Here is a 22317-nt window from a genome sequence, read left to right as displayed (position 1 = left end):
GCCGCCCCGCACCCCTGCCAGGAGCCCGGAAGGGCCGGATCAGGAAGCCGGGGGGGCCGGGGTGGCCGTGCCCGGCTTCTTGCCCTTGTTGGCCTCGGCGACCCACTTCTTGAGGTTCTCGGCGGAGATCTGTTCGTCGCCCTTCTTCGGGAAGACCGACACCCCGTTGAGCAGCGCGGTGGGCGTGCCCTGGAATCCCCCGTCGCGGAACGCGGTGTCGGACTTGGTGACCCAGCTGTCGTGCTTGCCGCTCTCCACACAGCTGCGGAAGCCGGGCGTGTCGAGGCCCTCGACCTTGCCCGCCAGCTCGATCAGCTTGCTGTTCCGACCGAAGGCGTCATCGGCCTCGGCGGGCTGGTTGCTGTAGAGGACGTCGTGGTACGCGGGGAACCTGCCCGCGTCCTGGGCGCAGGCGGCGGCGTTGGCGGCTCGCAGCGAGCCGGTGCCGCCGAGATTCCCGTCGATGATCGTGGCGAGGTGGTACTCCACCTTGATCTGGCCGCTGTCCGCCAGCTCCGCGATCGTGTCCCGGAAGGCCAGCTCGAACTGGGCGCAGACCGGGCAGCGGAAGTCCTCCCAGATCGTGAGCGTCGACGGTGCGTCGCTCGCCCCGACCGGGATGGTGAGCTCGTCCTTCCCGGTGGCGCCCGAGGGGGCGACCACCGGGCCCGCCCCGCTGTCGCCGTCGTCGTCACCCGCGTTGGCGGCGATCAGTCCGACCACGGCCGCCAGGGCCAGCACTCCGACCACCGCGGCCGAGACGATCAGCGTGCGCCGGCGGCGCTCGCGCGCCTTGTCCCGCTCGCGCTGCTGGGCCAGGCGCTCACGCGCGCTTCTGTTTCCCTCAGGGTTCTTCTCGCTCACACCCGCAGCAACGAACCGGGAAGGCACGCGCGTGCCTCCCCGGTCCGGTTCCACCCGTTCGGGTGATGTCTGGTATCAGCGCTTTCGAACACCTTCGGCCAGTTCGCCCGCCAGGGCGCGGACGGCGGCGAGACCCGCCGCCTCGTCGGGGGCGTCCAGCATGCCCTTGACGAAGGCCGAGCCGACGATCACCCCGTCGGCGAACCCGGCGACCTCGGCGGCCTGCCCGGCGTTGGAGACGCCGAGGCCGACGCAGACGGGCAGGTCCGTGGTGGCGCGGGTGCGGCGCACCAGGTTCTGGGCCTCGTCGCCGACCGACTCGCGGGTGCCGGTGACCCCCATGAGCGAGGCGGCGTACACGAAGCCGGAGCCCGCCGCCGTGATGGTGGCCAGACGCGCGTCCCGGCTGCTGGGCGCGACGACGAACACGGTCGCGAGGCCGTGCCTGTCCGCGTGCTCGCGCCAGGTCGCGGACTCCTGGACCGGCAGGTCGGGCAGGATGCACCCGGCTCCGCCCGCCTCGGCCAGCTCGGCGGTGAAGCGCTCGATGCCGTACCGGTCGATGGGGTTCCAGTAGGTCATGATCAGGATCGGGGCGCCGGTCGCCTCGTACGCCTCGCGGACCGTACGCATCACGTCGGCGATTCTGACCCCGCCGCGCAGGGCGATGTCGTCGGCGGTCTGGATGACCGGACCGTCGAGCACCGGGTCGCTGTGCGGCAGTCCCACCTCGACGATGTCCGCGCCGCCCGCGACGACGGCCTTGACCGCCTCGATGCCTCCGTCGACGGTCGGGAACCCGGCCGGGAGGTACGCGATCAGCGCCGCGCGGTCCTCCGCCTTGGCCCTGGCCAGCGTCGAACTCAGCAGGTCCCGGTTTCCGCTGTGCGTGCTCACTTGGCACCCCCGTCGTACAGGCCGAAGTAGCGGGCCGCCGTGTCCATGTCCTTGTCGCCGCGGCCGGACAGGTTGATCAGGATCAGCCCGTCCCCGCCCAGTTCCCGTCCGACCTCCAGCGCGCCGGCCAGGGCGTGCGCGCTCTCGATGGCCGGGATGATCCCCTCGGTGCGGGAGAGGAGCCGCAGGGCCTGCATGGCGGCGTCGTCGGTGACCGCGCGGTACTCGCCGCGGCCGATGTCCTTGAGGTAGGAGTGCTCCGGGCCGATGCCCGGGTAGTCCAGCCCCGCCGAGATGGAGTACGGCTCGGTGATCTGGCCCTCGTCGTCCTGGAGGACGTAGGAGCGCGAGCCGTGCAGGATGCCGGGCTCGCCCGCGGTCAGGGTGGCCGCGTGCTCACCGGTCTCCACCCCGTGTCCGGCGGGCTCGCAGCCGATCAGCCGGACATCCGCGTCCGGGATGAACGCGTGGAAGAGCCCGATGGCGTTGGAGCCGCCGCCGACGCAGGCGACCGCGGCGTCCGGCAGCCGGCCGGCGCGCTCCAGGATCTGGCGGCGGGCCTCGACGCCGATCACCCGGTGGAAGTCGCGGACCATCGCCGGGAACGGGTGCGGGCCCGCGACCGTGCCGAAGAGGTAGTGGGTGCGGTCCACCTCGGCGACCCAGTCGCGGAACGCCTCGTTGATGGCGTCCTTGAGGGTGCGCGAGCCGGACTTCACGGCGATGACCTCGGCGCCGAGCATCCGCATCCGCGCCACGTTCAGCGCCTGCCGCTCGGTGTCGATCTCGCCCATGTAGATGGTGCATTCGAGGCCGAACAGGGCGCAGGCGGTGGCGGTGGCGACGCCGTGCTGGCCCGCGCCGGTCTCGGCGATGACCCGGGTCTTGCCCATGCGCTTGGTGAGGAGTGCCTGGCCCAGCACGTTGTTGATCTTGTGCGAGCCGGTGTGGTTCAGGTCCTCGCGCTTGAGGAAGACCCGGGCCCCGCCCGCGTGCTCGGCGAAGCGCGGGACCTCGGTCAGCGCGCTCGGGCGGCCCGTGTAGTTGACCATGAGCTCGTTGAGCTCGGCGGCGAAGGCCGGGTCGGCCTTGGCCTTGTCGTACTCGACGGCGACCTCGTCCACGGCGGCGACGAGCGCCTCCGGGATGAACTTGCCGCCGTAGGCGCCGAAATACCCTTCGGCGCTGGGAATCAGACCCTCGGGGTCCGGAATGAAGAAGTCAGACGACATCCGACGTGCTCCTTGGCATGGCAACGGGTGGGTTCACCGTATGCGCCGTGAGCGGAGCGCCACCGCGACCGGGACGGTCGGGGCGGTGCGGTCGTGCGTACGCGTGTGTGGTGCGGGTACGTCGGCCGGGGCTCGCTACAGCGCGGACCCCGTGCGCCATCGCATGCCGTTGACCTGGCCGGGTTCGTCACCGATGACGTACCGCACCCGCCGGCCGTGCACACGCCGGGCGGGGGCGCGGCAGCCGCGTGGGCGGCAGCCGCGCGCCAGCGGGGCGTGCGGAACCCGGGAGCCCGCCCCGGCGGAGCGCAGGCCCGGCCGGGTACGGGACACGGGGCGGTGGGCGGACACGGGCCGGGTCAGCCCCGTCCGTGCCGGAGCGCCGGGTGGGCGCCCGCGGCGACCAGATCGGCGACGGCGGCGCGCGGGTCGCGGCCGGTGACCAGGGACTCGCCGACGAGCACGGCGTCCGCGCCCGCGTTGGCGTAGGCGATGAGGTCGTGCGGGCCGCGGACGCCGGACTCGGCGACCTTGACGATGTGGTCCGGGATCTCGGGGGCGACCCGCTCGAAGGTGGAGCGGTCGACCTTGAGGTCCTTCAGATTGCGCGCGTTGACACCGATGATCTTCGCTCCGGCGTCCACGGCGCGCTCCGCCTCCTCCTCGTCGTGCGCCTCGACGAGCGGCGTCAGGCCGATCGACTCGGCGCGCTCGATCAGCGAGACCAGGGCCTGCTGGTCGAGGGCGGCGACGATCAGCAGGGCGAGGTCGGCGCCGTAGGCGCGGGCCTCCCACAGCTGGTACGAGGTGACGATGAAGTCCTTGCGCAGGACCGGGATGTCGACCTTGGCGCGGACGGCCTCCAGGTCGGCGAGCGAGCCGCCGAAGCGGCGCTCCTCGGTGAGGACCGAGATGACGGACGCGCCGCCCGCCTCGTAGTCGGCGGCGAGTGCGGCCGGGTCGGCGATCGCGGCAAGCGCCCCCTTGGAGGGGGACGAGCGCTTGACCTCGCAGATGACGGTGACGCCCTCGCCGCGCAGTGCGGCGACCCCGTCCTTGGCCTGGGGAGCGCGGGCCGCGCGCTCCTTCAGCTCGTCGAGGCTGACGCGCGCCTGCCGCTCCGCGAGGTCGGCGCGTACGCCGTCGATAATCTCGTCGAGCACACTCACGCGAGCGGCCCCCTTCCGGAACGGTGATGAGGGAACAGGATCAGCCCTACTGATGGTATCCGCAGCGGGCCGCAGGGTTCGCATCCGGCCACGATGCGTCCCACTACCTGGGCATTCATGGCGCCAGGGCGGAGCCGAAGGGCAGGTTCCGGACGACGGAGAAGATCAGCAGCAGGGCGCCGATCCCCCACCAGTGGACCGGCGCCAGAGCGATCCGCAGGGGCTTTGCCCGGCCCGCGCGGACCATCCAGAGCACCCAGACGGCGGCGAAGAGGAAGTAGCCGACGACGGCCACGGCGTTGGCGCCGAACGCGGTCCCGAGGTCTCCGTGGGCGAAGGCGTAGGCGCTGCGCAGCCCGCCGCAGCCGGGGCAGTACAGCCCGGTGAGCCCCAGCAGCGGGCAGACCGGGTAGTGGCCGGGTTCGTTGGGGTCGAACGTGGCGACGTATCCGAAGGCGCCGACGACGCCGGCCAGGATGCCCACGGGCGTGGCGAACCGGCGCAGGCGCGAGGGGGGCCCCGGTGGCCGCGCGGGGCCGGGCGCGTACGCCGCCCCGGGGTCGGGGGGCGGGGCTGCGGGAGAAGGCGAGGCGTCCACCCGCTGATTGTCCACGCTCATGCGGAAAGGCGCAGCCCGGTCCGGGCTGCGCCTCGCGTCGTGTCTCCGGCCGGGGCCGGAGGTCTCCGGTATCAGTGGGAGATCTGCGCCTGCGAAGCGCGGGCCCTGGCCGCCGCCATCTCGGCCGACTCCTTCGGCATGCCGAGGCCCGCGGCCTTCATCGCGAGACCGACGACGCCGCCGACGAAGATGACGGCGATACCGGCCCAGAAGCCGAGCGGGTTGGCCGCGACCATGAAGACGCCTGCGACGCAGAAGCCGATGAACGAGATGATGACACCGGTCCAGGCGGCCGGGGTGTGTCCGTGGCTGCTGCCCGCCATGAGTTGCTCCTCGTTGGTGTTGCGCTGTGGATATCGCCGTGACTGGCGCCACGGGGAAAGCTCACGGTCATTGTCCCGTACGTGCCGGTAGGACGTGAGCTGGGGGGTCATGCCTCGCGCGTCGGGTCCTCGCCGCGGTCCAGGGCCTTCCACAGGTCCTCGGGCCGGTCGGGGTCCGGGGCGGTGCGGGGCGCCTTGCCGGGGCGCGGGGTGCCGTCGCGCTCGTACCGTCCCGACATGGCGGGCCAGCGGCTGCCGTAGCGCAGGGCGAGCAGCCCGGCGAGCAGGATCAGCGCGCCGCCGACGGCCGTGAGGTACGGCCAGGCGGTGTGGCTGAGGGCGCCGACGGTGGCGGAGGCGTCACCGGTGGAACGGGCGGCCTTCTCGTCGAGGGCGGCGCTGTCGAAGGCTCCGGACCAGGCGCTGAGTGCCGCGCCGAGTCCGCTGAGGGCCAGGAGCCCGGAGACGGCCAGGCGTCCGGCACCGCGTACGGCGAAGACGGCGACGAGAGCGGCCAGGGCGACGACGGCCAGGGCGGCCGGAAGCCCGGTGACGTCCTGTCCGTCGGCGGTCAGCGGCAGGGTGCCGCCGCCCACGGAGGCCTTGCCCTCGGCCCACGTCTGTCCGGAGGCCAGGAGGACGACGGCCGCGCCGATCGCGCCGAGGAACAGACCGGCGGCCAGACTGCGGCGGCTTCCCGCGGAGTCGGGTGCGGAGGCGGGCGCGGAGTCGGACACGACGGCTCGGGCGCGGGGCTGGGGTACGGGCACGGCACTCACGCCCTCCACTATCCCCTACCGCTCCGGTGCTCGCGGAGGCGGTTGGCCGTATGGACGGCCCGCAGCACGGCGGCCGCCTTGTTGCGGCACTCGGTGTCCTCGGCGACCGGGTCGGAATCGGCCACGATCCCCGCTCCGGCCTGGACGTACGCGGTGCCGTCGCGCAGCAGCGCGGTGCGGATGGCGATGGCGGTGTCGGAGTCCCCGGCGAAGTCGAGGTAGCCGACGCAGCCCCCGTACAGCCCGCGGCGGGTGGGTTCGAGCTCCTCGATGATCTGCATCGCCCGCGGTTTGGGCGCGCCGGAGAGGGTGCCCGCGGGGAAGCAGGCGGTGAGGACGTCGAAGGCGGTCCGGCCCTCGGTGACCCGGCCGGTGACGGTGGAGACGATGTGCATCACGTGCGAGTACCGCTCGACCGACATGAAGTCGACGACCTCGACGCTGCCGGGTTCGCAGACGCGCCCGAGGTCGTTGCGGCCGAGGTCGACGAGCATCAGGTGCTCGGCGCGTTCCTTCGGGTCGGCCAGGAGTTCCTCGGCGAGCGCCTGGTCCTCCTGCGGGGTGGCGCCGCGGTGCCGGGTCCCGGCGATCGGATGGAGCATGGCCCGCCCGTCCTCGACCTTGACCAGGGCCTCGGGGCTGGAGCCGACGACATCGAAGCCGTCGAAGCGGAAGAGGTACATGTACGGCGACGGGTTGGTGGCGCGCAGCACCCGATAGACGTCCAATGCGCTTGCCGTGCAAGGGGTTTCGAAGCGCTGGGACGGGACGACCTGGAAGGCCTCGCCGGCCCTGATCCGTTCCTTGACGTCCTCGACGGCGTCCTGGAACGCCTCGCCGCCCCACAGCGCGGTGTACGGCGGCAGCTCGGACGGGGGCAGGACGGCGGGGGCGTTCTCGACGGGCCGGCGCAGGTCCTGCTCCATCGCGTCGAGCCGCGCGACGGCGTCCGCGTACGCCTCGTCGACACCGGTGGCGAGGTCGTTGTGGTTGATCGCGTTGGCGATCAGCAGGACGGTGCCGTCCCAGTGGTCCAGCACGGCGAGGTCCGAGGTGAGGAGCATGGTCAGCTCGGGGAGCCCCAGGTCGTCGCCGCCGTGCTCGCCGATCCTCTCCAGGCGGCGCACGATGTCGTACCCGAGGTAGCCGACCATGCCGCCGGTGAAGGGCGGCAGCCCCTCGTCGGCGACCAGGTCGCGCGGGGTGTGCAGGGTCTCGACGGTGGCGCGCAGGGCCTGGAGCGGGTCGCCGTCGGCGGGGACGCCGACGGGCGGCGTGCCCAGCCAGTGGGCCTGCCCGTCACGGGCGGTGAGGGTGGAGTCGCTGCGTACCCCGATGAAGGAGTAGCGGGACCAGGTGCGGCCGTTCTCCGCGGATTCGAGGAGGAAGGTCCCGGTCCGCTCGGCCGCGAGCTTGCGGTAGAGCCCGACCGGGGTGTCGCCGTCCGCGAGGAGCCGGCGGCTGACGGGGATGACGCGCCGGTCGATGGCCAGCTTGCGGAAGGTGTCGAGATCCATGGCCGGTGACCTTACTGGGCGAGGGGGAGGACATCGGCGTCGAAGCAGGTGCGGTCCCCCGTGTGGCAGGCGGCACCCGTCTGGTCGACCTTCACCAGGACGGTGTCGGCGTCGCAGTCCAGCGCGACCGACTTCACCCGCTGGATGTGCCCGGAGGTGTCGCCCTTGACCCAGTACTCCTGCCGGCTGCGCGACCAGTAGGTGCAGCGGCCGGTGGTGAGGGTGCGGTGCAGCGCCTCGTCGTCCATCCAGCCGAGCATCAGCACCTCGCCGGTGTCGTACTGCTGGGCGATGGCCGGGACCAGACCGTCGGCGCCGCGCCTGAGGCGGGCGGCGATGGCGGGATCGAGGCTGCTGGCGGGCGGCGGGGTGCCGGGCGTGCTGGTCATGCGGTCCATTGTGCCGTGGCCGCGGGGGCCGTCCGGGCGGGCGTCCACTGGGCGGACGGCGGGACCCGGCCGTACGCTGGCGGTCATGTCGACCCATGCGAAGCGTGAACGCCTGCTGCTTGCGGACCTGTTGGAGGCGGCGGGCCCGGAGGCCCCGACCCTGTGCGACGGCTGGAAGACCCGTGACCTGGCCGCCCATGTGGTGGTGCGCGAGCGCCGCGCGGACGCGGCGGGCGGGCTGCTGCTGGGCGCGCTGCGGACCCGGATGGAGCGGGTGCAGGCCGAGTTCGCGGCGAAGCCGTACGAGGAGCTGATCCAGCTCATCCGTACGGGACCGCCGCGCTTTTCCCCGTACTCCCTCAAGCAGCTCGACGAGGTGGCCAACACGATCGAGTTCTACGTCCATACGGAGGACGTGCGCCGGGCCCAGCCGGACTGGTCGCGGCGGGAGCTGGACCCGGTCTTCTCCGATGTGCTGTGGTCGCGCACCGAGAAGATGGCCCGGCTGCTGGGCCGCCGGTCCCCGGTGGGTGTGGTGCTGCGCCGCCCGGACGGCCAGACGGCGGTGGCGCACAAGGGCACACCGGTGGTGACGGTCACCGGGGAGCCGGGTGAGCTGCTGCTGTTCGCGTTCGGCCGGCAGGACGTGGCCTCGGTGGAGCTGGACGGCGACAAGGAGGCGGTGGACCGGCTGCGGACGGCCCAGCTGGGGATGTAGGCCCCGGCCTCGCCCGGCCGCGGGGGCAGGGGGCGGGGTCGCGGGGTGTACGGGGGCGGGGTCAGCGCGGGAGTTCGGCGCGGCGGAGCCGGGTGAAGGCCAGACCGATGGCACCGCCCGCCGCGCACAGCGCCCCGCTGGCGACGAAGACCGGGCCGGTGCCCCAGGCGGCGACGGCCGCGCCGGTGACCGGGTAGCTGAGCGGTGCGACGGCGTGGGTGAAGAGCGTCGAGACCGAGGTGACCCGGCCCAGATAGGCGGGTTCCGTCGCGGTCTGCACGAGGGCCGCGCACAGGGCGCCGCCGAGGCCCATGAGGAGTCCGACGAGGGCGGCGATCACGACGGCCGCGGCCACCGAGGGCGCGTACGCGAGGGCACCGACGCCGATCGCTCCGACGAGCACCAGCAGACACATCACGAGCCCGCCGCGCGGCACCCGGCCGCGCACCGCGAGCAGCAGCGCGGCGGCACCCGCGCCGATGCCGAACGCGGCGACGATCCAGCCCATTCCGGTGGCGCCCCAGCCGCGCTGCCGGGCGAGCAGGATCATGCCGAGGTTCAGCGGTCCCACGAAGCCCAGCTCGCTGACGGCGATGACGAGCATGAGCGGGCCGAGCAGCGGGTGGCGGCGGATGTGGCGCAGTCCGTCGGTCAGCTCCTGCCACGCCGTGCCCGGCTCCCCTGCTGCCTCCGGCTGTTCGGGCAGCGGTCGCATCCGTACGAGCAGGAGCAGCGGCAGCGAGAGCGCGAAGAGCACTCCGGCGGCGGCGAAGGCGAGCACGGGCCCGCCGAGGGCCACCGCGAGCCCGCCGAGCGGGGCGCCGGCGACATTGGCGCCCCGGGCGGCGAGGCCGCGCAGTCCCTGGATCCTGGCGAGCTGTCCGGGGGCGCTGATCCGGGGCGGCAGGGCCCCGACGGCGGGGAGGAACAGGGCGTCGACCACGCCGAAGACCAGTGCGACGGCGATCAGCATCCAGACGGCGGGGGAGGTGAACAGCAGGGCCCCGGCCAGGCCCAGGACGACGAGACAGCGAGCGATGTCGCTGCCGATGACGACTCTGCGCGGGCCGAGCCGGTCGGCGAGCACTCCCCCGGCGAGCATCAGCACGGCCCTGGGTATGGAGCCGGCGGCGAGGACGAGCCCGGTCTGGGAGTCGCTGCCGGCACGGGACGCGGCCCACGCGAGCGCCATGTAGTAGACGCTGTCGCCGATCATCGACGCGGTGTACGCACCGAGCCAGCGCAGGACGTTGCCGTCGCGGTGGGCGGGCCGCTGAGCCGGGGTCCCCGGGCCGGGGGCGGTGAGGGTGGCGCTGGTCATGGGTTCGTCCTCTCGGGGCGTGCGCCGCGTCAGGTCCGGAACGGGAATCCGTAGATGTGCAGGGCGACGTTCTCGCGCCCCTCCGTGTCGCCCGAGTCCTCGCGGGCGCGGCCCTCGTCCTCGTACCGCCTGATCAGCGTGTGCATCTCGTGGCTGAGGGAGGCGAGCTCCTCGGCGGTGAGCCGGCCCAGGAACTCTGAGCTGAAGGAGGCGCTGCGCCACTCGGGCGACCAGCTGCGGTAGGAGTCGAGATAGCGGCGGTAGAGCTCGATGTGCTGGTCGAAGGAGAGGCGGCCGATGGCGGAGTGCGTGGCGGCCTTCTCGGGGGCGTCGCGGAAGTCCTCGTCGTGGAAGGTCAGTCCGTGCGACGCGGGGCGCCACCAGCGTTCGCGGCCGTCCGCGCCCTGCTGCTCGGCCTCCTCGATCAGGCCGTGGTCGGCGAGCTTGCGCAGGTGGTAGCTGACCAGCGAGACGGCCTCGTCGACCTGCTCGGCGAGCTGGGAGGCGGTGGCCGAACGCTCGATGTAGAGCGCCCGGTAGAGCTTCATCCGCAGGGGGTGGCCGAACGCCTTGAGGGTGGCGAGGTCGGAGACGCGGCGGGTTTCGTTGCTGGGCATGGCCCCACCCTAGAAAGAAAAGGAAACTTGCGCAATATTTATTGCGCAAGTTTCGTTGCGGGATCGGGAAGGCGGCTTCTCGCGGCGAAGGACCGCGTCCGGTGGCGGTGGCGGTGGCGGTGGCTCAGCCGCCCAGCAGGCGGCGGGCGGCCAGCGCCAGGGACACCTCGACCGCGTCCGACGGCCGGGTCAGACAGCGTCCGGTCAGCTGCTCGAACCGCCGGAGCCGGTTGAGCACGGTGTTGCGGTGGCAGTACAGCCGGGCCCCGGCCCGCTGCGCCGAACCGTCCGAGTCCAGCCACGCGGTGAGCGTCCCGATGAGCACGTCCCGGTCGGCGGGGTCCAGCCGGCCGAGCGGCCCCAGCACCCGGGCGGCGAGCGCCGCGCCGAGGTCCGGCGAGGACACGACGAGCGCGGCCGGCAGATGTTCGCCGAGCAGGACCACGCCACCGGACGCCGGGCAGGCCCGCAGCGCGGTCCGCGCGAGGCGCCTCGCGTCGCCGAGCGAGGCCAGCCCCTCCACGGCCGAGCCGATCCCGGCCCTGGTCCCGGCGGGAGCGGACAGCCCGGAGGCGAGCAGCGAGAGTTCGGCGGACACGGCGGCCTCGTCCTCCCCGCGGGCGTCCGCGCCCTCCGCGCCCTCCGCACCCGCCCGAGCCACACTCGCCCCGCCGAGCGGCAGGATCGCGTACTGGGCCTCCGGGCCCGCGTGCCAGAGCGCCGCCGTGCCCGGGGGCAGGGTCAGGGGCGGCCGGGCGGCCTCGGCGTACGGGGCCCCGCGAGACGCGTGTGCGGCATGGGAGGCGTGTGCGGCATGGGCGGGAGGGGCGGGGTGGGAAGCATGAGAGGCGTGTGCGGGAGGGGCGGGGTGGGCCGGGAGGACCGCGAGGACCGCGTACCGCCCGTGCTCCGGGAGCCCCAGCATCGCCGCCGCGTCCGGCAGGTCCGCGATCCGGGCCGTTCCGTCCAGCAGCGCGGCCGTCATCAGCCGCTGCCGGTTCTCCCGCCGCCAGGACAGCTCGCGTTCGGCCTGCCGGTAGGCGTCCGCCACCACCCCGCAGTGCTCGTCCACGAAGTTCCAGACGTCGGCGGCGACATGGACCAGCAGCCGGACATCGTCGGGGGCGCGCCGGGCGGTCGCCTCCACGAGGTCCTGCCAGACCATCGCCCCGCCCATCCGGAAGGCGTGCAGGACCGCGTCGAGCGGCACCCCCTGACCGGCCCGGATCTCACCGATCCGGCGCGAGGTGCGGTGGGCCGCCTCCCGGGACTCCCGGGGCCGGATCAGTGAGCCGACGTTGTGCCGCAGCGAGTGATGGACCTCCTGCCACACCTCGCCGCGATCGGCCTCGATCGCCGGGCGGTAACCGGGCTCCTGTTCGTACAGGGCGTCGACGAGCCGCTCCGTGAGCTCCGGCAGCGCCGCGACGAGGACCCGGGCGGCCCGGTGCAGCACCTCGACGGCCGCGCGGTCGGCCTGCGAACGGAAGCGCCGCGGCGACGGCATCGCGGCGTACGGACCGTGCTGCGCCCGGATCCCCGGACGTACGACCTGTGGCATGGCGGCCTCCACCGGGAATCGGCCGGCCCCGGATTCGGCCGGCTGGGGCACCCGGCCCGGCATCGGGCGCGAGCACAACCGAATGGTCCTGACGCCCGCAGAATGACATACCGCCCGGTCGGTACCTAGGGGTCTGCGGCGTCCTTCTCATTACGGTCCGGCAACCTCCCGCGCCTTCACGGGAGTTGAGCACCGGCTACCGGTCGAGCAACCGGGCCAGTTCGGTCCTGGAGCGGACACCGAGCGCGGCGAAGACATTGCGCAGATGGTGGTCGACGGTGCGGGGACTCAGGGAGAGCCGCACCGCCACTTCGCGGTTGGTCGCGCCCTCGGCCACACAGCGGGCGATGCGCTGCTGCTGCGGGGTGAGCCCGGCCAGCGGCCCCGTCCCCCTGACCTCCGGCACGTCCACCGCCTCCCCCGCCGCGCGCAGTTCACCGCCGGCCCGGACCGCCCAGGCGCGGGCGGAGCAGCGCTCGAAACCGACCAGCGCGTCGCGCAGCGGGCCGCGGGCCTCCCTGGTGCGGCGCCGACGCCGCAGCCACTGCCCGTACAGGAGCTGGGTACGGGCCTGCTCGAAGCCGCCGCCGGCCCGGTCGTGGTGGGCCAGGGCCTCCCCGTACCGGGCGGCGGCCTCCTGCGGGGGTGCCAGCAGGGCGCGGCAGCGGGCGAGCTGGGCGGGTGCCTGCGGGTCGGCCGTCGCGGCGGTCCATCGCGCGAACTCCTCCACGGCTTCCGCGAGTCCGGACCCCGCCCGTCCGGCTTCCGGCCTCCCGCGGCCGTCGGTGTCCGTGGCGGTGCGGCCGGAGAGTACGGCTGCCTCGATGTAGCAGGGCAGGGCGAGCATCCGGGCGGCGAAGTGGCCCTGATGAGGCCCCGGCCGCACCAGGGGGGCGAGCCGGGCCGCCGCCTCACCGGGACGGCCCGAGGCGAGGTCCGCCCGCGCGACCGCCCAGGTGGCGAGGGTCACGGCCTGGGTGAGCCGGTGCGGTCCCGCCCCGGTCAGAGCGGCGTCGCGGTGCGCGGCGCAGACCTCCGCGGGGCCCTCCACCGACGCGGCGAGGGCCAGCACGGCGTGCAGATGGGCGGCGGAGTTGGGCTGCCCGGTACGCCGGGCGGCGTGCAGCCCCTCCAGCGCGTGGGCGCGGGCGGCGGAGTGCCGGCCGGACCGCAGTTCGGCGTAGGCGAGGTGTTCCAGGGCCTGCGGCAGCAGCGCGTCGGGGCCTTCGGTCCGTACGGCGGCGAGCGCCCGCGCCCCGGCCCGGCAGGCGGCGTCGACCTCGCCGAGCACCAGCGCCGAGACCCCGGCCCGCAACAGGGCCGCCGGGTCCCCGGCCCGGCCGGCCGCCTCCAGGCACCGGCGCAGCAGGGCGTGCCCCTCGGCGGTACGTGAGCCGAGCACGGCGCACATCCCGGCCCGGTACCGGCCCAGCGCCTCGTCGTACGACGGGACGGCGAGGCGGTTCAGCGCGTCCAGACAGGCCGGTGCGTCGCCCATCGCCCAGGCGGCGTCGGCCGCGCCGAGCAGGGCGCCGAGGGCGCGGCGCGGGTCGTGCGGGGCGAGCAGCGCGGCGGCGGCGAGGAGCGCTTCCCGGGCGTCGGCGGCGGGTCCGGCGCGCAGCGCGAGCATGCCGTGCACATAGGGGACGAGGCCCGGCGCGGCGGAACCGGCTCCGGTGTGGCCGGCCGGGCCGCTCCGCGCCAGCAGCGCGCGGGTCCGCCCCGGGTCCCCCGCGAGCCTGGCGTGGTCGGCGGCCTCGGCGAGCCGCGCGGCGCGCAGGGCGGCGTCGGTGGACAGCGCCGCCGCGCGGACCAGTGCGGCCGACCTTTCGGCGTGCGGGCCCGGGGCGGTGGCGGCCGACTGGAGCAGCCCGGCGAGCGCGGCGTCGGGGCCCGGGGCGGCGCAGGCCCGCTGGACCAGGGCGGGCAGGGACGGGCGCTGCGCGGAGGGGCCCGCCAGCAGTGTGGCGAGCAGCGCGTGGGCGGCACGTCGGCGGGCCGGCGGTGCGTGACGCAGAACCGCGCGGCCCAGGAGCGGGGGGGCTGAAGTGGACTCTGCCGCCCGCCCATTGGAGCGCCGCCGCGATTCCGCCGGGCGCGGCGGCCCCGGACAGCGCACGGTCCAGGACGGCGGGGGCCAGGCCCGCCCGGTGGGCCGCCCGCAGGAGCAGTGCGGCATCGGCCCCGGCGCCGTCGGGTTCGTGTTCCTGGGCCGCCGCGGCGAGCAGGAGCAGGGCGCGGGTGTCCGGCGGGAGTCCGCCGAGCGGGGCGGCATGGGCGGCCAGCACGCTCTCGCCGCCGGGCAGCGGGTAGGGCAACGGGGCGCGCCCGGCCAGCTGTTCGGTGGTGAGGCGGCTCACCAGCCCGGTGAGCAGGCGCGGATTACCGGCCGCTTCCCGCAGCAGTGCGCTCCGTACGACCGGGTCGATCATCCCAGCCGCTCCGGTCTCCCCGGTCTCCCCGGTCTCTCGGGCTGCTCGGGCCGCTCGGGCCGCCGCTTCCCCGCCATCCTCTCCGGCCACCGCTTCCCCGCCGTCCTCCCCAACCGCCGCTCCCCCGCCGCCTCCGCCGGCCAGCCGGTCCAGGAGCGCCGAGGCCGCGTCCTCGCCCAGCGGGCCGAGCCGCAGGGCGGGCAGCCCGGCGAAACCGGTCCCGTCGGCGGCGCCGATCAGCAGGGCGACACGGCTGCCCGCGCCGAGCCGGCGGGCGGCGAAGGAGAGGGCCGCCCGGGAGGCGGGGTCCCACGCGTGGGCGTCGTCCACACAGACGAGCAGGGGCCGTTCGGCGCCGAGTTCCCGCAGCAGGGCCAGCAGCGCGTCCGGAGTGAACCCGCCGCGCAGGACCCGGTCGGGCGGCAGGGGCAGCGGACCCGGCGCGGAGCAGAGCAGGGCGTGCAGTCCGCTGTGCGGCAGGTGCCGTTCGGCGGGGGCCGCGGCGGTGTGGAGCAGCGGTCCGGCGCCGCTGTCCCGGTGGCCGGCGGCGGCCTGCCGCAGAAGGGCGGTACGGCCGAGGCCCGGGGGTCCGGTCAGCAGGAGCGCACCTCCGTCGCCCCGGCGTAGGCGCCTCAACAGGCTTTCCAGAAGGGCGAGTTCAGCGCCGCGTCCATACAACCGGGGCGGGCGGTGCACGGTCGGTGGGGTCACGCCCGCACGCTACTGCCGCGTACACGGTCCCGGAAGGTTCGCGTCCGCCGGCGCCGCCGGGGCTGCGCGGTGTGCTGCGGCCCCACAGAGCGGGGGCGCGGGCACTGTGCGCCGGCACAGCCGCGAGGAGGGGCCGGACCGCCTCCCGGCGGCCGGGCCCCTCCCGGAGGTCAGGCCGTGTACGGACAGTTGCCCCGGTATTCGGCGATGGTCAGGCTCGGCTGCGGGATCGGGCAGAGGAACTGCTCATAGCGGGTGTCCTCGTCGATGAAGCGCTTCAGCCACGCGATGCTGTACTTCGCGATCGTGGTGCTGGAGGTGTTCGGGGTGAAGTGCGTGGCGCCCCGCAGCTCCAGATACGCCTTGTCCAGCGAGCCGGGCAGCGACCCGTAGAACGGCTTGGAGTGTGTGGCGACGGGGGCGATCGTGTCGCCGTCCGCGCCCACCACCAGGGTGGGGGTGCGCAGTTCGGGCCAGGTCGTGTCGAGGTTCCAGCCGGTCAGCGGGATCGCCGCCTTGAGCGAGGTGCGGCTCTTCGCGGCCTCCAGCGTGCCGCCGCCGCCCATGGAGTGGCCCATCACCCCGAGCCGCGAGGCGTCGACCCGGCCGCGCACGGAACTGCTCGTGGTCAAGTAGTCGAGGGCTGCGAGGAGTTGGCGGCCACGGCTGTCGGGCTGATCGAGCGTGGTGTTGGTGTCGATGGTGAATACGACGAAACCCTGCGAGGCCAGGCGCGGCCCCAGCCAGGCGATGGATGACTGGTAGGCGGTGAAGCCGGGTGAGATGACGACCGCGCCGAAGGTGCCGTCGGCGGTGGAGGTCGGGTAGTAGAGGGTGCCGCCGCCGAAGCCGCTGACACTCAGCGAGGAGACGGTGGTCTGCGAGGTGGCGTAGGAGCCGCGGCTCGCCTCGATGCTGGAGACGGTCGGCGCCGGTCCGCGCTCGTAGGGGTTGTCGGCGGCCCGGGCCCCGGGGACCAGGGCGGTCATCAGGACCGCGGTCGCCGCGGCGGCCAGCAGGCCCTTGAGGGTACGGGCGCGGCTCCTGGCCGTCCCGGGGCGCGGGGAGGTGTCGCCGGAGGGGAGGTGCTGCTGCACGAGGGGGGTCCTCTCGGTCGTGGCGGAACCACACCGCGCGGGGACCGGGAGCCCGTCGTCCGGGGCTTTCGGGGTGCGCCGCGTGGGTACCGCCGTTGTTCGTCGGCGGTCGTCACTTTCGCGGCGCACCCCTGGGGTACGCATCGGCGAGATCACCGGTCCTGGCGGCCGGCCCTCCCGCGAGGGCGGTCAGCGCACCGGGTGCCCGGCCTCCCGGAGGGCGCCCTTGACCTCGGAGATGCGCAGGTCCCCGAAGTGGAAGACGGACGCGGCGAGCACCGCGTCGGCGCCCGCGTCGATGGCGGGCGCGAAGTCCGCGAGCCGGCCCGCGCCCCCGGAGGCGATGACGGGGACGGTGACATGGGCCCGTACCGCCGCGATCATCTCGGTGTCGTAGCCGTCCTTGGTGCCGTCCGCGTCCATCGAGTTGAGCAGGATCTCGCCCGCGCCCAGCTCGGCGGCCCGGTGGGCCCATTCGACGGCGTCGATGCCGGTGCCCCTGCGGCCTCCGTGGGTGGTGACCTCGAAGGTGCCCGCCGCGGTGCGCCGGGCGTCGACGGAGAGCACGAGCACCTGGCGGCCGAAGCGTTCGGCGATCTCGCGGATCAGGTCGGGGCGGGCGATGGCGGCGGTGTTGACGCCGACCTTGTCCGCGCCGGCGCGCAGCAGCTTGTCGACGTCGTCCGGGGTACGGACGCCGCCGCCGACGGTGAGCGGGATGAAGACCTGCTCGGCGGTGCGCCGCACCACGTCGTAGGTCGTCTCGCGGTCGCCGCTGGAGGCGGTGATGTCGAGGAAGGTCAGCTCGTCGGCGCCCTCGGCGTCGTACAGCTTGGCCATCTCGACGGGGTCACCGGCGTCGCGCAGGTTCTGGAAGTTGACCCCCTTGACGACCCGCCCGTTGTCGACGTCCAGGCAGGGGATGACGCGTACCGCGAGGCTCACCGCGCACCTGCCCGGTACGCCTCGACCTCGACCTCGACGACCAGGCTCGGGTCGACGAGGCCGGACACGATGATCATGGAAGCGGCGGGGCGCACGGCGTCGAACAGCTCCTTGTGGGCGCGGCCGACGTCGTCCACGTCCCGGGCGTGGGTGAGGTACATCCGGGTGCGGACGACGTCCTCGCGGCCCAGGCCCGCCTCCTTCAGCGCCTCGAAGGCGACCTCGAAGGAGGTGAGGGTCTGCTCGTACGGGCTGCCCGCCGAGATCTGGCCGTTGACCACGGAGGTGCAGCCGGAGACCAGGACCAGGCCGCCCGGAAGTGCCACGGCGCGGGAGTAGCCGAACTTCTCCTCCCACGGGGCGCCCGTGGAGATGCGGCGTACGGAATCGGTCATGCCGAGACCGCCTTCAGCGCCTCTTCCAGGGTGAACGCCTCGGCGTACAGCGCCTTGCCGACGATGGCGCCCTCGACGCCGTCCGGCACGAGCGAGGAGATCGCCCGCAGGTCGTCCAGCGAGGAGACGCCGCCGGAGGCGACGACCGGCTTGTCGGTGGCGGCGCAGACGTTCTTCAGGAGCTCCAGGTTGGGGCCCTGGAGGGTGCCATCCTTGGCGATGTCGGTGACGACGTAGCGGGCGCAGCCCTCGGAGTCGAGGCGGGCGAGCGTCTCGTAGAGATCGCCGCCGTCGCGGGTCCAGCCGCGTCCGCGCAGCGTCGTGCCGCGTACGTCCAGGCCGACCGCGATCCTGTCGCCGTACTCGGCGATGACCTTGGCGACCCACTCGGGGGTCTCCAGCGCGGCGGTGCCGAGGTTGACCCGGCGGCAGCCGGTGGCGAGGGCGGCGGCGAGCGAGGCGTCGTCGCGGATGCCGCCGGACAGCTCGACCTTGATGTCCATGGCGCCGGCCACTTCGGCGATCAGCTTCCGGTTGTCGCCGGTGCCGAAGGCGGCGTCCAGGTCGACGAGGTGCAGCCACTCGGCACCGGCGCGCTGCCAGGCGAGGGCGGCCTCCAGCGGGGAGCCGTAGGAGGTCTCGGAGCCGGACTCGCCGTGGACGAGGCGGACGGCCTGGCCGTCGCGGACATCGACGGCGGGGAGCAGTTCAAGCTTCGGCATTACAGCGTCTCGATCCAGTTGGTCAGCAGCTGGGCGCCGGCATCGCCGGACTTCTCGGGGTGGAACTGGGTGGCCCACAGCGCGCCGTTCTCCACGGCCGCCACGAACCGTTCGCCGTGCGTGGCCCAGGTGACCCTGGGAGCACGGATCTTGGCGTTGGTGACTTCGAGGGACCAGTCGTGCGCGGCGTAGGAGTGCACGAAGTAGTAGCGCGCGTCCGCGTCGAGACCGGCGAAGAGCCGGGAGTCCTCGGGGGATTCGACGGTGTTCCAGCCCATGTGCGGGACGACGTCGGCCTTGAGCGGGCCGACGGTGCCGGGCCACTCGTCCAGGCCCTCGGTCTCCACACCGTGCTCGATGCCGCGCTCGAACAGGATCTGCATGCCGACGCAGATGCCCATGACCGGGCGCCCGCCGGAGAGCCTGCGGCCGATGATCCAGTCGCCGCGGGCCCGCTTCAGTCCGTCCATGCAGGCGGAGAAGGCACCGACGCCCGGCACCAGCAGCCCGTCCGCGTTCATCGCCCGGTCGTAGTCGCGGGTGATCTCCACGTCCGCGCCGACATGGGCCAGGGCCCGCTCGGCGGAACGGACGTTGCCGAAGCCGTAGTCGAAGACGACGACCTTCTTGTTGTCGCTCACAGCTCGTTCCTCAGTCCCAGAGTCCCTGGATCCGCATAATGCCTGCCACCAGGCACATCACGGAGGCGATCGAGAGCAGGACGATGACGCCCTTGGGCATGCCCTGCTTCGAGAAGGAGTAGACGCCGCCGGCCAGGAAGAGGCCGACGACTATCAGGATGGTGTTGAGGCCGGTCACAGCGCGCCCTTCGTGGAGGGGAGGATTCCGGCGGCGCGCGGATCATGCTCGCAGGCATAGCGCAGTGCGCGGGCGAGCGCCTTGAACTGGCACTCGACGATGTGGTGGGCGTTGCGCCCGTACGGTACGTGGACGTGCAGGGCGATCTGCGCCTGGGCGACGAAGGACTCCAGGATGTGCCGGGTCATCGTCGTGTCGTACTCGCCGATCATCGGCGCCATCTTCTCCGGCTCGGTGTGCACCAGGTACGGGCGGCCGGAGAGGTCGACGGTGACCTGGGCGAGCGACTCGTCCAGCGGGACGGTGCAGTTGCCGAAGCGGTAGATCCCGACCTTGTCGCCGAGGGCCTGCCGGAAGGCGGCGCCGAGGGCGAGGGCGGTGTCCTCGATGGTGTGGTGACTGTCGATGTGCAGGTCGCCGTCGGTCTTGACCGTCAGGTCGAACAGGCCGTGGCGGCCGAGCTGGTCGAGCATGTGGTCGTAGAAGCCGACCCCGGTGGCGACATCGACCTTGCCGGTACCGTCGAGATCGATCTCGACGAGCACCGATGTTTCCTTCGTGGTGCGTTCCACGCGGCCTACGCGGGGGCTCATGCGTCGTGCTCCTTCTTGAGTTCGCGCACCGCAGCGAGGAACGCGTCGTTCTCTGCCGGGGTGCCCGCGGAGACCCGCAGCCATCCCGGTACGCCGTTGTCCCGGACCAGGACACCCCGGTCGAGGATCTGCTGCCAGGCGGTGTGGCTGTCGGCGAAGCGGCCGAACTGGACGAAGTTGGCGTCCGAGTCGGTCACGTCGAACCCGAGCGCGCGCAGTTCAGCGACGATCCGGTCACGCTCGTCCTTGAGCCGGCCGACGTACCCGAGCAGCGTATCCGTGTGCTCCAGGGCGGCGAGCGCGGTGGCCTGGGTGACGGAGGACAGGTGGTACGGCAGCCGCACCAGCTGGACGGCGTCCACGACCGCCGGGTCGGCCGCGAGGTAGCCCAGGCGCAGTCCGGCGGCACCGAACGCCTTGGACATGGTGCGCGAGAGCACCAGATTGCGGCGGCCCCCGATCAGCGGGAGCAGCGAGGGGTGATGGCTGAACTCGCCGTACGCCTCGTCGACGACGACCATCGAGGGCCCGGCGGCCTGGGCGGCCTCGTACAGCGCGAGGACGGTGCCGGCGTCCACGGCGGTGCCGGTGGGGTTGTTGGGGGAGGTGATGAAGACGACGTCGGGGCGGTGCTCGGCGATGGCCGCGCGGGCCGCCGCGACGTCGATGGTGAAGTCGTCCTTGCGGGGGCCGGAGATCCAGCCGGTGCCGGTGCCGCGCGAGATGAGGGCGTGCATCGAGTACGAGGGCTCGAAGCCGATGGCCGTGCGCCCCGGGCCGCCGAAGGTCTGGAGCAGCTGCTGGAGGACCTCGTTGGAGCCGTTGGCCGCCCAGACGTTGGCGAGGCCGACCTCGTGTCCGGCGGTGCGGGTGAGGTAGCGGGCCAGCTCGGTGCGCAGCTCCACCGCGTCCCGGTCGGGGTAGCGGTTGAGGTCGCGGGCGGCCTCGCGGACGCGTTCGGCGATCCGGTCGACGAGCGCCTCGGGCAGCGGGTAGGGGTTCTCGTTGGTGTTCAGCCGGACGGGTACGTCCAGCTGGGGCGCCCCGTAGGGGGACTGCCCGCGCAGTTCGTCCCGGATCGGGAGCTCGTCCCAGGCGTTGCGGGCGGTGCCGCCGGTGGTGCCGGTGCTGTTGGAACCGTCGGTGTTGCTGGAGCCGCCGGTGCTGTCGGAACCGTCGGTGTTGCTGAAGCCGCCGGTGCTGCTGGTGCTGTTGGAGCTGCTGTGCGTCACTGCTGCGGAACCTTCCAGCCGAACCTTGCCTTGAGCGCGGCGCCGTGGGCGGGGAGGTCCTCCGCCTCGGCGAGGGTCACGACATGGTGGGTGACCTCGGCGAGCGCGTCGCGTGTGTAGTCGACGATGTGGATGCCGCGCAGGAACGACTGCACGGACAGCCCCGAGGAGTGGCAGGCGCAGCCGCCGGTGGGCAGCACGTGGTTGGAGCCCGCGCAGTAGTCGCCGAGGGAGACCGGGGACCAGGGGCCGACGAAGACCGCACCGGCGTTGCGGACCCGGCCGGCCACGGCCGCGGCGTCGGCGGTCTGGATCTCCAGGTGTTCCGCGCCGTAGGCGTCGACGACCTTGAGGCCCGCGTCGACGCTGTCGACCAGGACGATCGCGGACTGACGGCCGGCCAGGGCGGGCTCGATCCGGTCGCTGATGTGCTTGGAGGCGGCGACCTGCGGGACGAGCTCGGCCTCGGTGGCGGCGGCCAGCTCCGCGGAGTCGGTGACAAGAACCGCGGCGGCCATCGGGTCGTGCTCGGCCTGGCTGATCAGGTCGGCCGCGACGTGCACCGGGTCGGCGGTGGAGTCCGCGAGGATCGCGATCTCGGTGGGGCCGGCCTCGGCGTCGATGCCGACGCGGCCCTTGAGCAGGCGCTTGGCGGCGGCGACGTAGATGTTGCCGGGGCCGGTGACCAGGTTGACGGGGGCGCAGCCGCCCTCCTCCGGGGTGCCGTACGCGAACATCGCGACGGCCTGGGCGCCGCCCGCCGCGTACACCTCGCCGACACCGAGCAGGGCGCACGCGGCGAGGATGGTGGGGTGCGGCAGACCGCCGAACTCCTTCTGCGGCGGGGAGGCGACGGCGATGCCCTCGACCCCCGCCTCCTGGGCGGGCACGACGTTCATCACGACGGACGAGGGGTAGACCGAGCGCCCGCCGGGGACGTACAGCCCGACCCGCTCGACGGGCACCCACTTCTCGGTGACGGTGCCGCCGGGGACGACCTGGGTGGTGTGGGTGGTGCGGCGCTGCTCGCGGTGGACGAGGCGGGCGCGGCGGATCGACTCCTCCAGCGCGGCGCGGACGGCCGGATCGAGCCCCTCCAGCGCCTCGGTGATCGCGGCGGCCGGGACCCGGATCGAGTCGATCCGCACTCCGTCGAACTTCTCCCCCCACTCGATCACTGCCGCGGAGCCACGATGGCGTACGTCCTCGCAGATGGGCCGCACCGTCTCCAGGGCGGCTTCCACGTCGAACTCGGCACGGGGCAGCAGGTCGCGCAGGGCGGCACCCTCGGGGAGGGCCTCGCCGCGCAGATCGATTCGAGAGATCACCCCGCAATTCTCGCAGACCGCCACAGGCCCCCGGCCG

At 73.7% G+C, this 22317-nt stretch carries 23 protein-coding genes and 1 pseudogene; 1 reads left to right on the top strand and 23 read right to left on the bottom strand.

Annotated elements, in window-relative coordinates; translation table 11 throughout:
* Window positions 1-39: 39 nt before the first annotated feature.
* The 10 genes from ABT170_RS02305 to hisI form a co-directional block, all read right to left on the bottom strand.
* Window positions 40-864: a DsbA family protein gene (locus ABT170_RS02305; RefSeq protein ID WP_329945725.1), complete on the bottom strand. Its 825-nt coding sequence runs from the start codon at window positions 862-864 to the stop codon at window positions 40-42.
* Window positions 865-939: 75 nt separating this feature from the next.
* The gene (gene trpA, locus ABT170_RS02300; RefSeq protein ID WP_329945724.1) at window positions 940-1761 is read right to left on the bottom strand and encodes a tryptophan synthase subunit alpha; all 822 of its coding nucleotides are present in this window, start codon (window positions 1759-1761) and stop codon (window positions 940-942) included.
* Complete coding sequence (trpB, locus tag ABT170_RS02295; protein WP_329945723.1) at window positions 1758-2993, bottom strand: tryptophan synthase subunit beta; 1236 nt, start codon at window positions 2991-2993, stop codon at window positions 1758-1760. Before trpB ends, trpA begins: the two co-directional genes overlap by 4 nt.
* A gap of 135 nt (window positions 2994-3128) precedes the next feature.
* Window positions 3129-3326: a tryptophan biosynthesis modulator TrpM gene (trpM, locus tag ABT170_RS02290; RefSeq protein WP_443034366.1), complete on the bottom strand. Its 198-nt coding sequence runs from the start codon at window positions 3324-3326 to the stop codon at window positions 3129-3131.
* 26 nt (window positions 3327-3352) lie between these two features.
* Complete coding sequence (gene trpC / locus ABT170_RS02285) at window positions 3353-4162, bottom strand: indole-3-glycerol phosphate synthase TrpC (protein ID WP_329945722.1); 810 nt, start codon at window positions 4160-4162, stop codon at window positions 3353-3355.
* 115 nt (window positions 4163-4277) lie between these two features.
* Window positions 4278-4781, bottom strand: a complete 504-nt coding sequence (locus tag ABT170_RS02280) for a DUF2752 domain-containing protein (protein ID WP_329945721.1) — start codon at window positions 4779-4781, stop codon at window positions 4278-4280.
* A gap of 71 nt (window positions 4782-4852) precedes the next feature.
* Complete coding sequence (locus ABT170_RS02275; protein WP_266930972.1) at window positions 4853-5104, bottom strand: HGxxPAAW family protein; 252 nt, start codon at window positions 5102-5104, stop codon at window positions 4853-4855.
* A gap of 107 nt (window positions 5105-5211) precedes the next feature.
* Window positions 5212-5892 carry a TIGR02234 family membrane protein gene (locus ABT170_RS02270; protein ID WP_329945720.1) on the bottom strand — a complete coding sequence of 227 codons (681 nt, stop codon included), beginning with the start codon at window positions 5890-5892 and terminating at the stop codon, window positions 5212-5214.
* Entirely contained in the window at window positions 5892-7400 is a 1509-nt protein-coding gene (locus ABT170_RS02265) for an anthranilate synthase component I (RefSeq protein ID WP_329945719.1), read from the bottom strand. Before ABT170_RS02265 ends, ABT170_RS02270 begins: the two co-directional genes overlap by 1 nt.
* 11 nt (window positions 7401-7411) lie before the next feature.
* Window positions 7412-7789: a phosphoribosyl-AMP cyclohydrolase gene (gene hisI, locus ABT170_RS02260; protein ID WP_329945718.1), complete on the bottom strand. Its 378-nt coding sequence runs from the start codon at window positions 7787-7789 to the stop codon at window positions 7412-7414.
* Between the two features lie 85 nt (window positions 7790-7874).
* On the opposite strand from hisI, the gene ABT170_RS02255 reads away from it, so the two are divergent.
* On the top strand, window positions 7875-8507 hold the full coding sequence (locus ABT170_RS02255; RefSeq protein WP_329945717.1) for a TIGR03085 family metal-binding protein: 633 nt from the start codon (window positions 7875-7877) through the stop codon (window positions 8505-8507).
* Between the two features lie 61 nt (window positions 8508-8568).
* On the opposite strand, the gene ABT170_RS02250 is transcribed toward ABT170_RS02255, so the two are convergent.
* The 13 genes and pseudogenes from ABT170_RS02250 to hisD form a co-directional block, all read right to left on the bottom strand.
* A complete protein-coding gene (locus ABT170_RS02250; RefSeq protein ID WP_351863482.1) occupies window positions 8569-9828 on the bottom strand; it encodes an MFS transporter in 1260 nt (419 codons plus the stop codon).
* A gap of 29 nt (window positions 9829-9857) precedes the next feature.
* Window positions 9858-10445, bottom strand: a complete 588-nt coding sequence (locus ABT170_RS02245) for an ArsR/SmtB family transcription factor (protein WP_329945715.1) — start codon at window positions 10443-10445, stop codon at window positions 9858-9860.
* Between the two features lie 124 nt (window positions 10446-10569).
* Window positions 10570-12006: an RsbRD N-terminal domain-containing protein gene (locus ABT170_RS02240; protein WP_329945714.1), complete on the bottom strand. Its 1437-nt coding sequence runs from the start codon at window positions 12004-12006 to the stop codon at window positions 10570-10572.
* A gap of 196 nt (window positions 12007-12202) precedes the next feature.
* Window positions 12203-15149, bottom strand: a pseudogene (locus ABT170_RS02235) (helix-turn-helix transcriptional regulator).
* Between the two features lie 170 nt (window positions 15150-15319).
* Entirely contained in the window at window positions 15320-16246 is a 927-nt protein-coding gene (bdeA, locus tag ABT170_RS02230; protein WP_351863480.1) for a bis(hydroxyethyl) terephthalate hydrolase, read from the bottom strand.
* Window positions 16247-16435: 189 nt separating this feature from the next.
* The gene (hisF, locus tag ABT170_RS02225; RefSeq protein WP_329945710.1) at window positions 16436-17191 is read right to left on the bottom strand and encodes an imidazole glycerol phosphate synthase subunit HisF; all 756 of its coding nucleotides are present in this window, start codon (window positions 17189-17191) and stop codon (window positions 16436-16438) included.
* Window positions 17188-17586: a RidA family protein gene (locus tag ABT170_RS02220; RefSeq protein ID WP_329945709.1), complete on the bottom strand. Its 399-nt coding sequence runs from the start codon at window positions 17584-17586 to the stop codon at window positions 17188-17190. The genes hisF and ABT170_RS02220 overlap by 4 nt, the downstream gene beginning before the upstream one ends.
* On the bottom strand, window positions 17583-18308 hold the full coding sequence (gene priA, locus ABT170_RS02215) for a bifunctional 1-(5-phosphoribosyl)-5-((5-phosphoribosylamino)methylideneamino)imidazole-4-carboxamide isomerase/phosphoribosylanthranilate isomerase PriA (RefSeq protein WP_329945708.1): 726 nt from the start codon (window positions 18306-18308) through the stop codon (window positions 17583-17585). The genes ABT170_RS02220 and priA overlap by 4 nt, the downstream gene beginning before the upstream one ends.
* Entirely contained in the window at window positions 18308-18949 is a 642-nt protein-coding gene (gene hisH / locus ABT170_RS02210) for an imidazole glycerol phosphate synthase subunit HisH (protein WP_266929839.1), read from the bottom strand. Before hisH ends, priA begins: the two co-directional genes overlap by 1 nt.
* 10 nt (window positions 18950-18959) lie before the next feature.
* Window positions 18960-19127, bottom strand: coding sequence for a CG2302 family histidine operon protein (locus ABT170_RS02205; RefSeq protein ID WP_329945707.1), 168 nt, complete (start codon window positions 19125-19127; stop codon window positions 18960-18962).
* Window positions 19124-19720 carry an imidazoleglycerol-phosphate dehydratase HisB gene (gene hisB / locus ABT170_RS02200; RefSeq protein ID WP_266929841.1) on the bottom strand — a complete coding sequence of 199 codons (597 nt, stop codon included), beginning with the start codon at window positions 19718-19720 and terminating at the stop codon, window positions 19124-19126. The genes ABT170_RS02205 and hisB overlap by 4 nt, the downstream gene beginning before the upstream one ends.
* Window positions 19717-20952: a histidinol-phosphate transaminase gene (locus tag ABT170_RS02195; RefSeq protein ID WP_351863476.1), complete on the bottom strand. Its 1236-nt coding sequence runs from the start codon at window positions 20950-20952 to the stop codon at window positions 19717-19719. Before ABT170_RS02195 ends, hisB begins: the two co-directional genes overlap by 4 nt.
* Window positions 20949-22280 (bottom strand): histidinol dehydrogenase, encoded by a 1332-nt coding sequence (hisD, locus tag ABT170_RS02190; protein ID WP_329945705.1) that lies wholly within the window; start codon window positions 22278-22280, stop codon window positions 20949-20951. Before hisD ends, ABT170_RS02195 begins: the two co-directional genes overlap by 4 nt.
* Between the last annotated feature and the right edge of the window lie 37 nt (window positions 22281-22317).

Origin of the sequence: Streptomyces sp. NPDC001787 (genome assembly GCF_040297465.1) — a bacterium.
Lineage (GTDB): Bacteria > Actinomycetota > Actinomycetes > Streptomycetales > Streptomycetaceae > Streptomyces.
The sequence above is the reverse complement of the archived record's forward strand: the minus strand, read 5'-3'. Positions and strand labels throughout refer to the sequence as shown.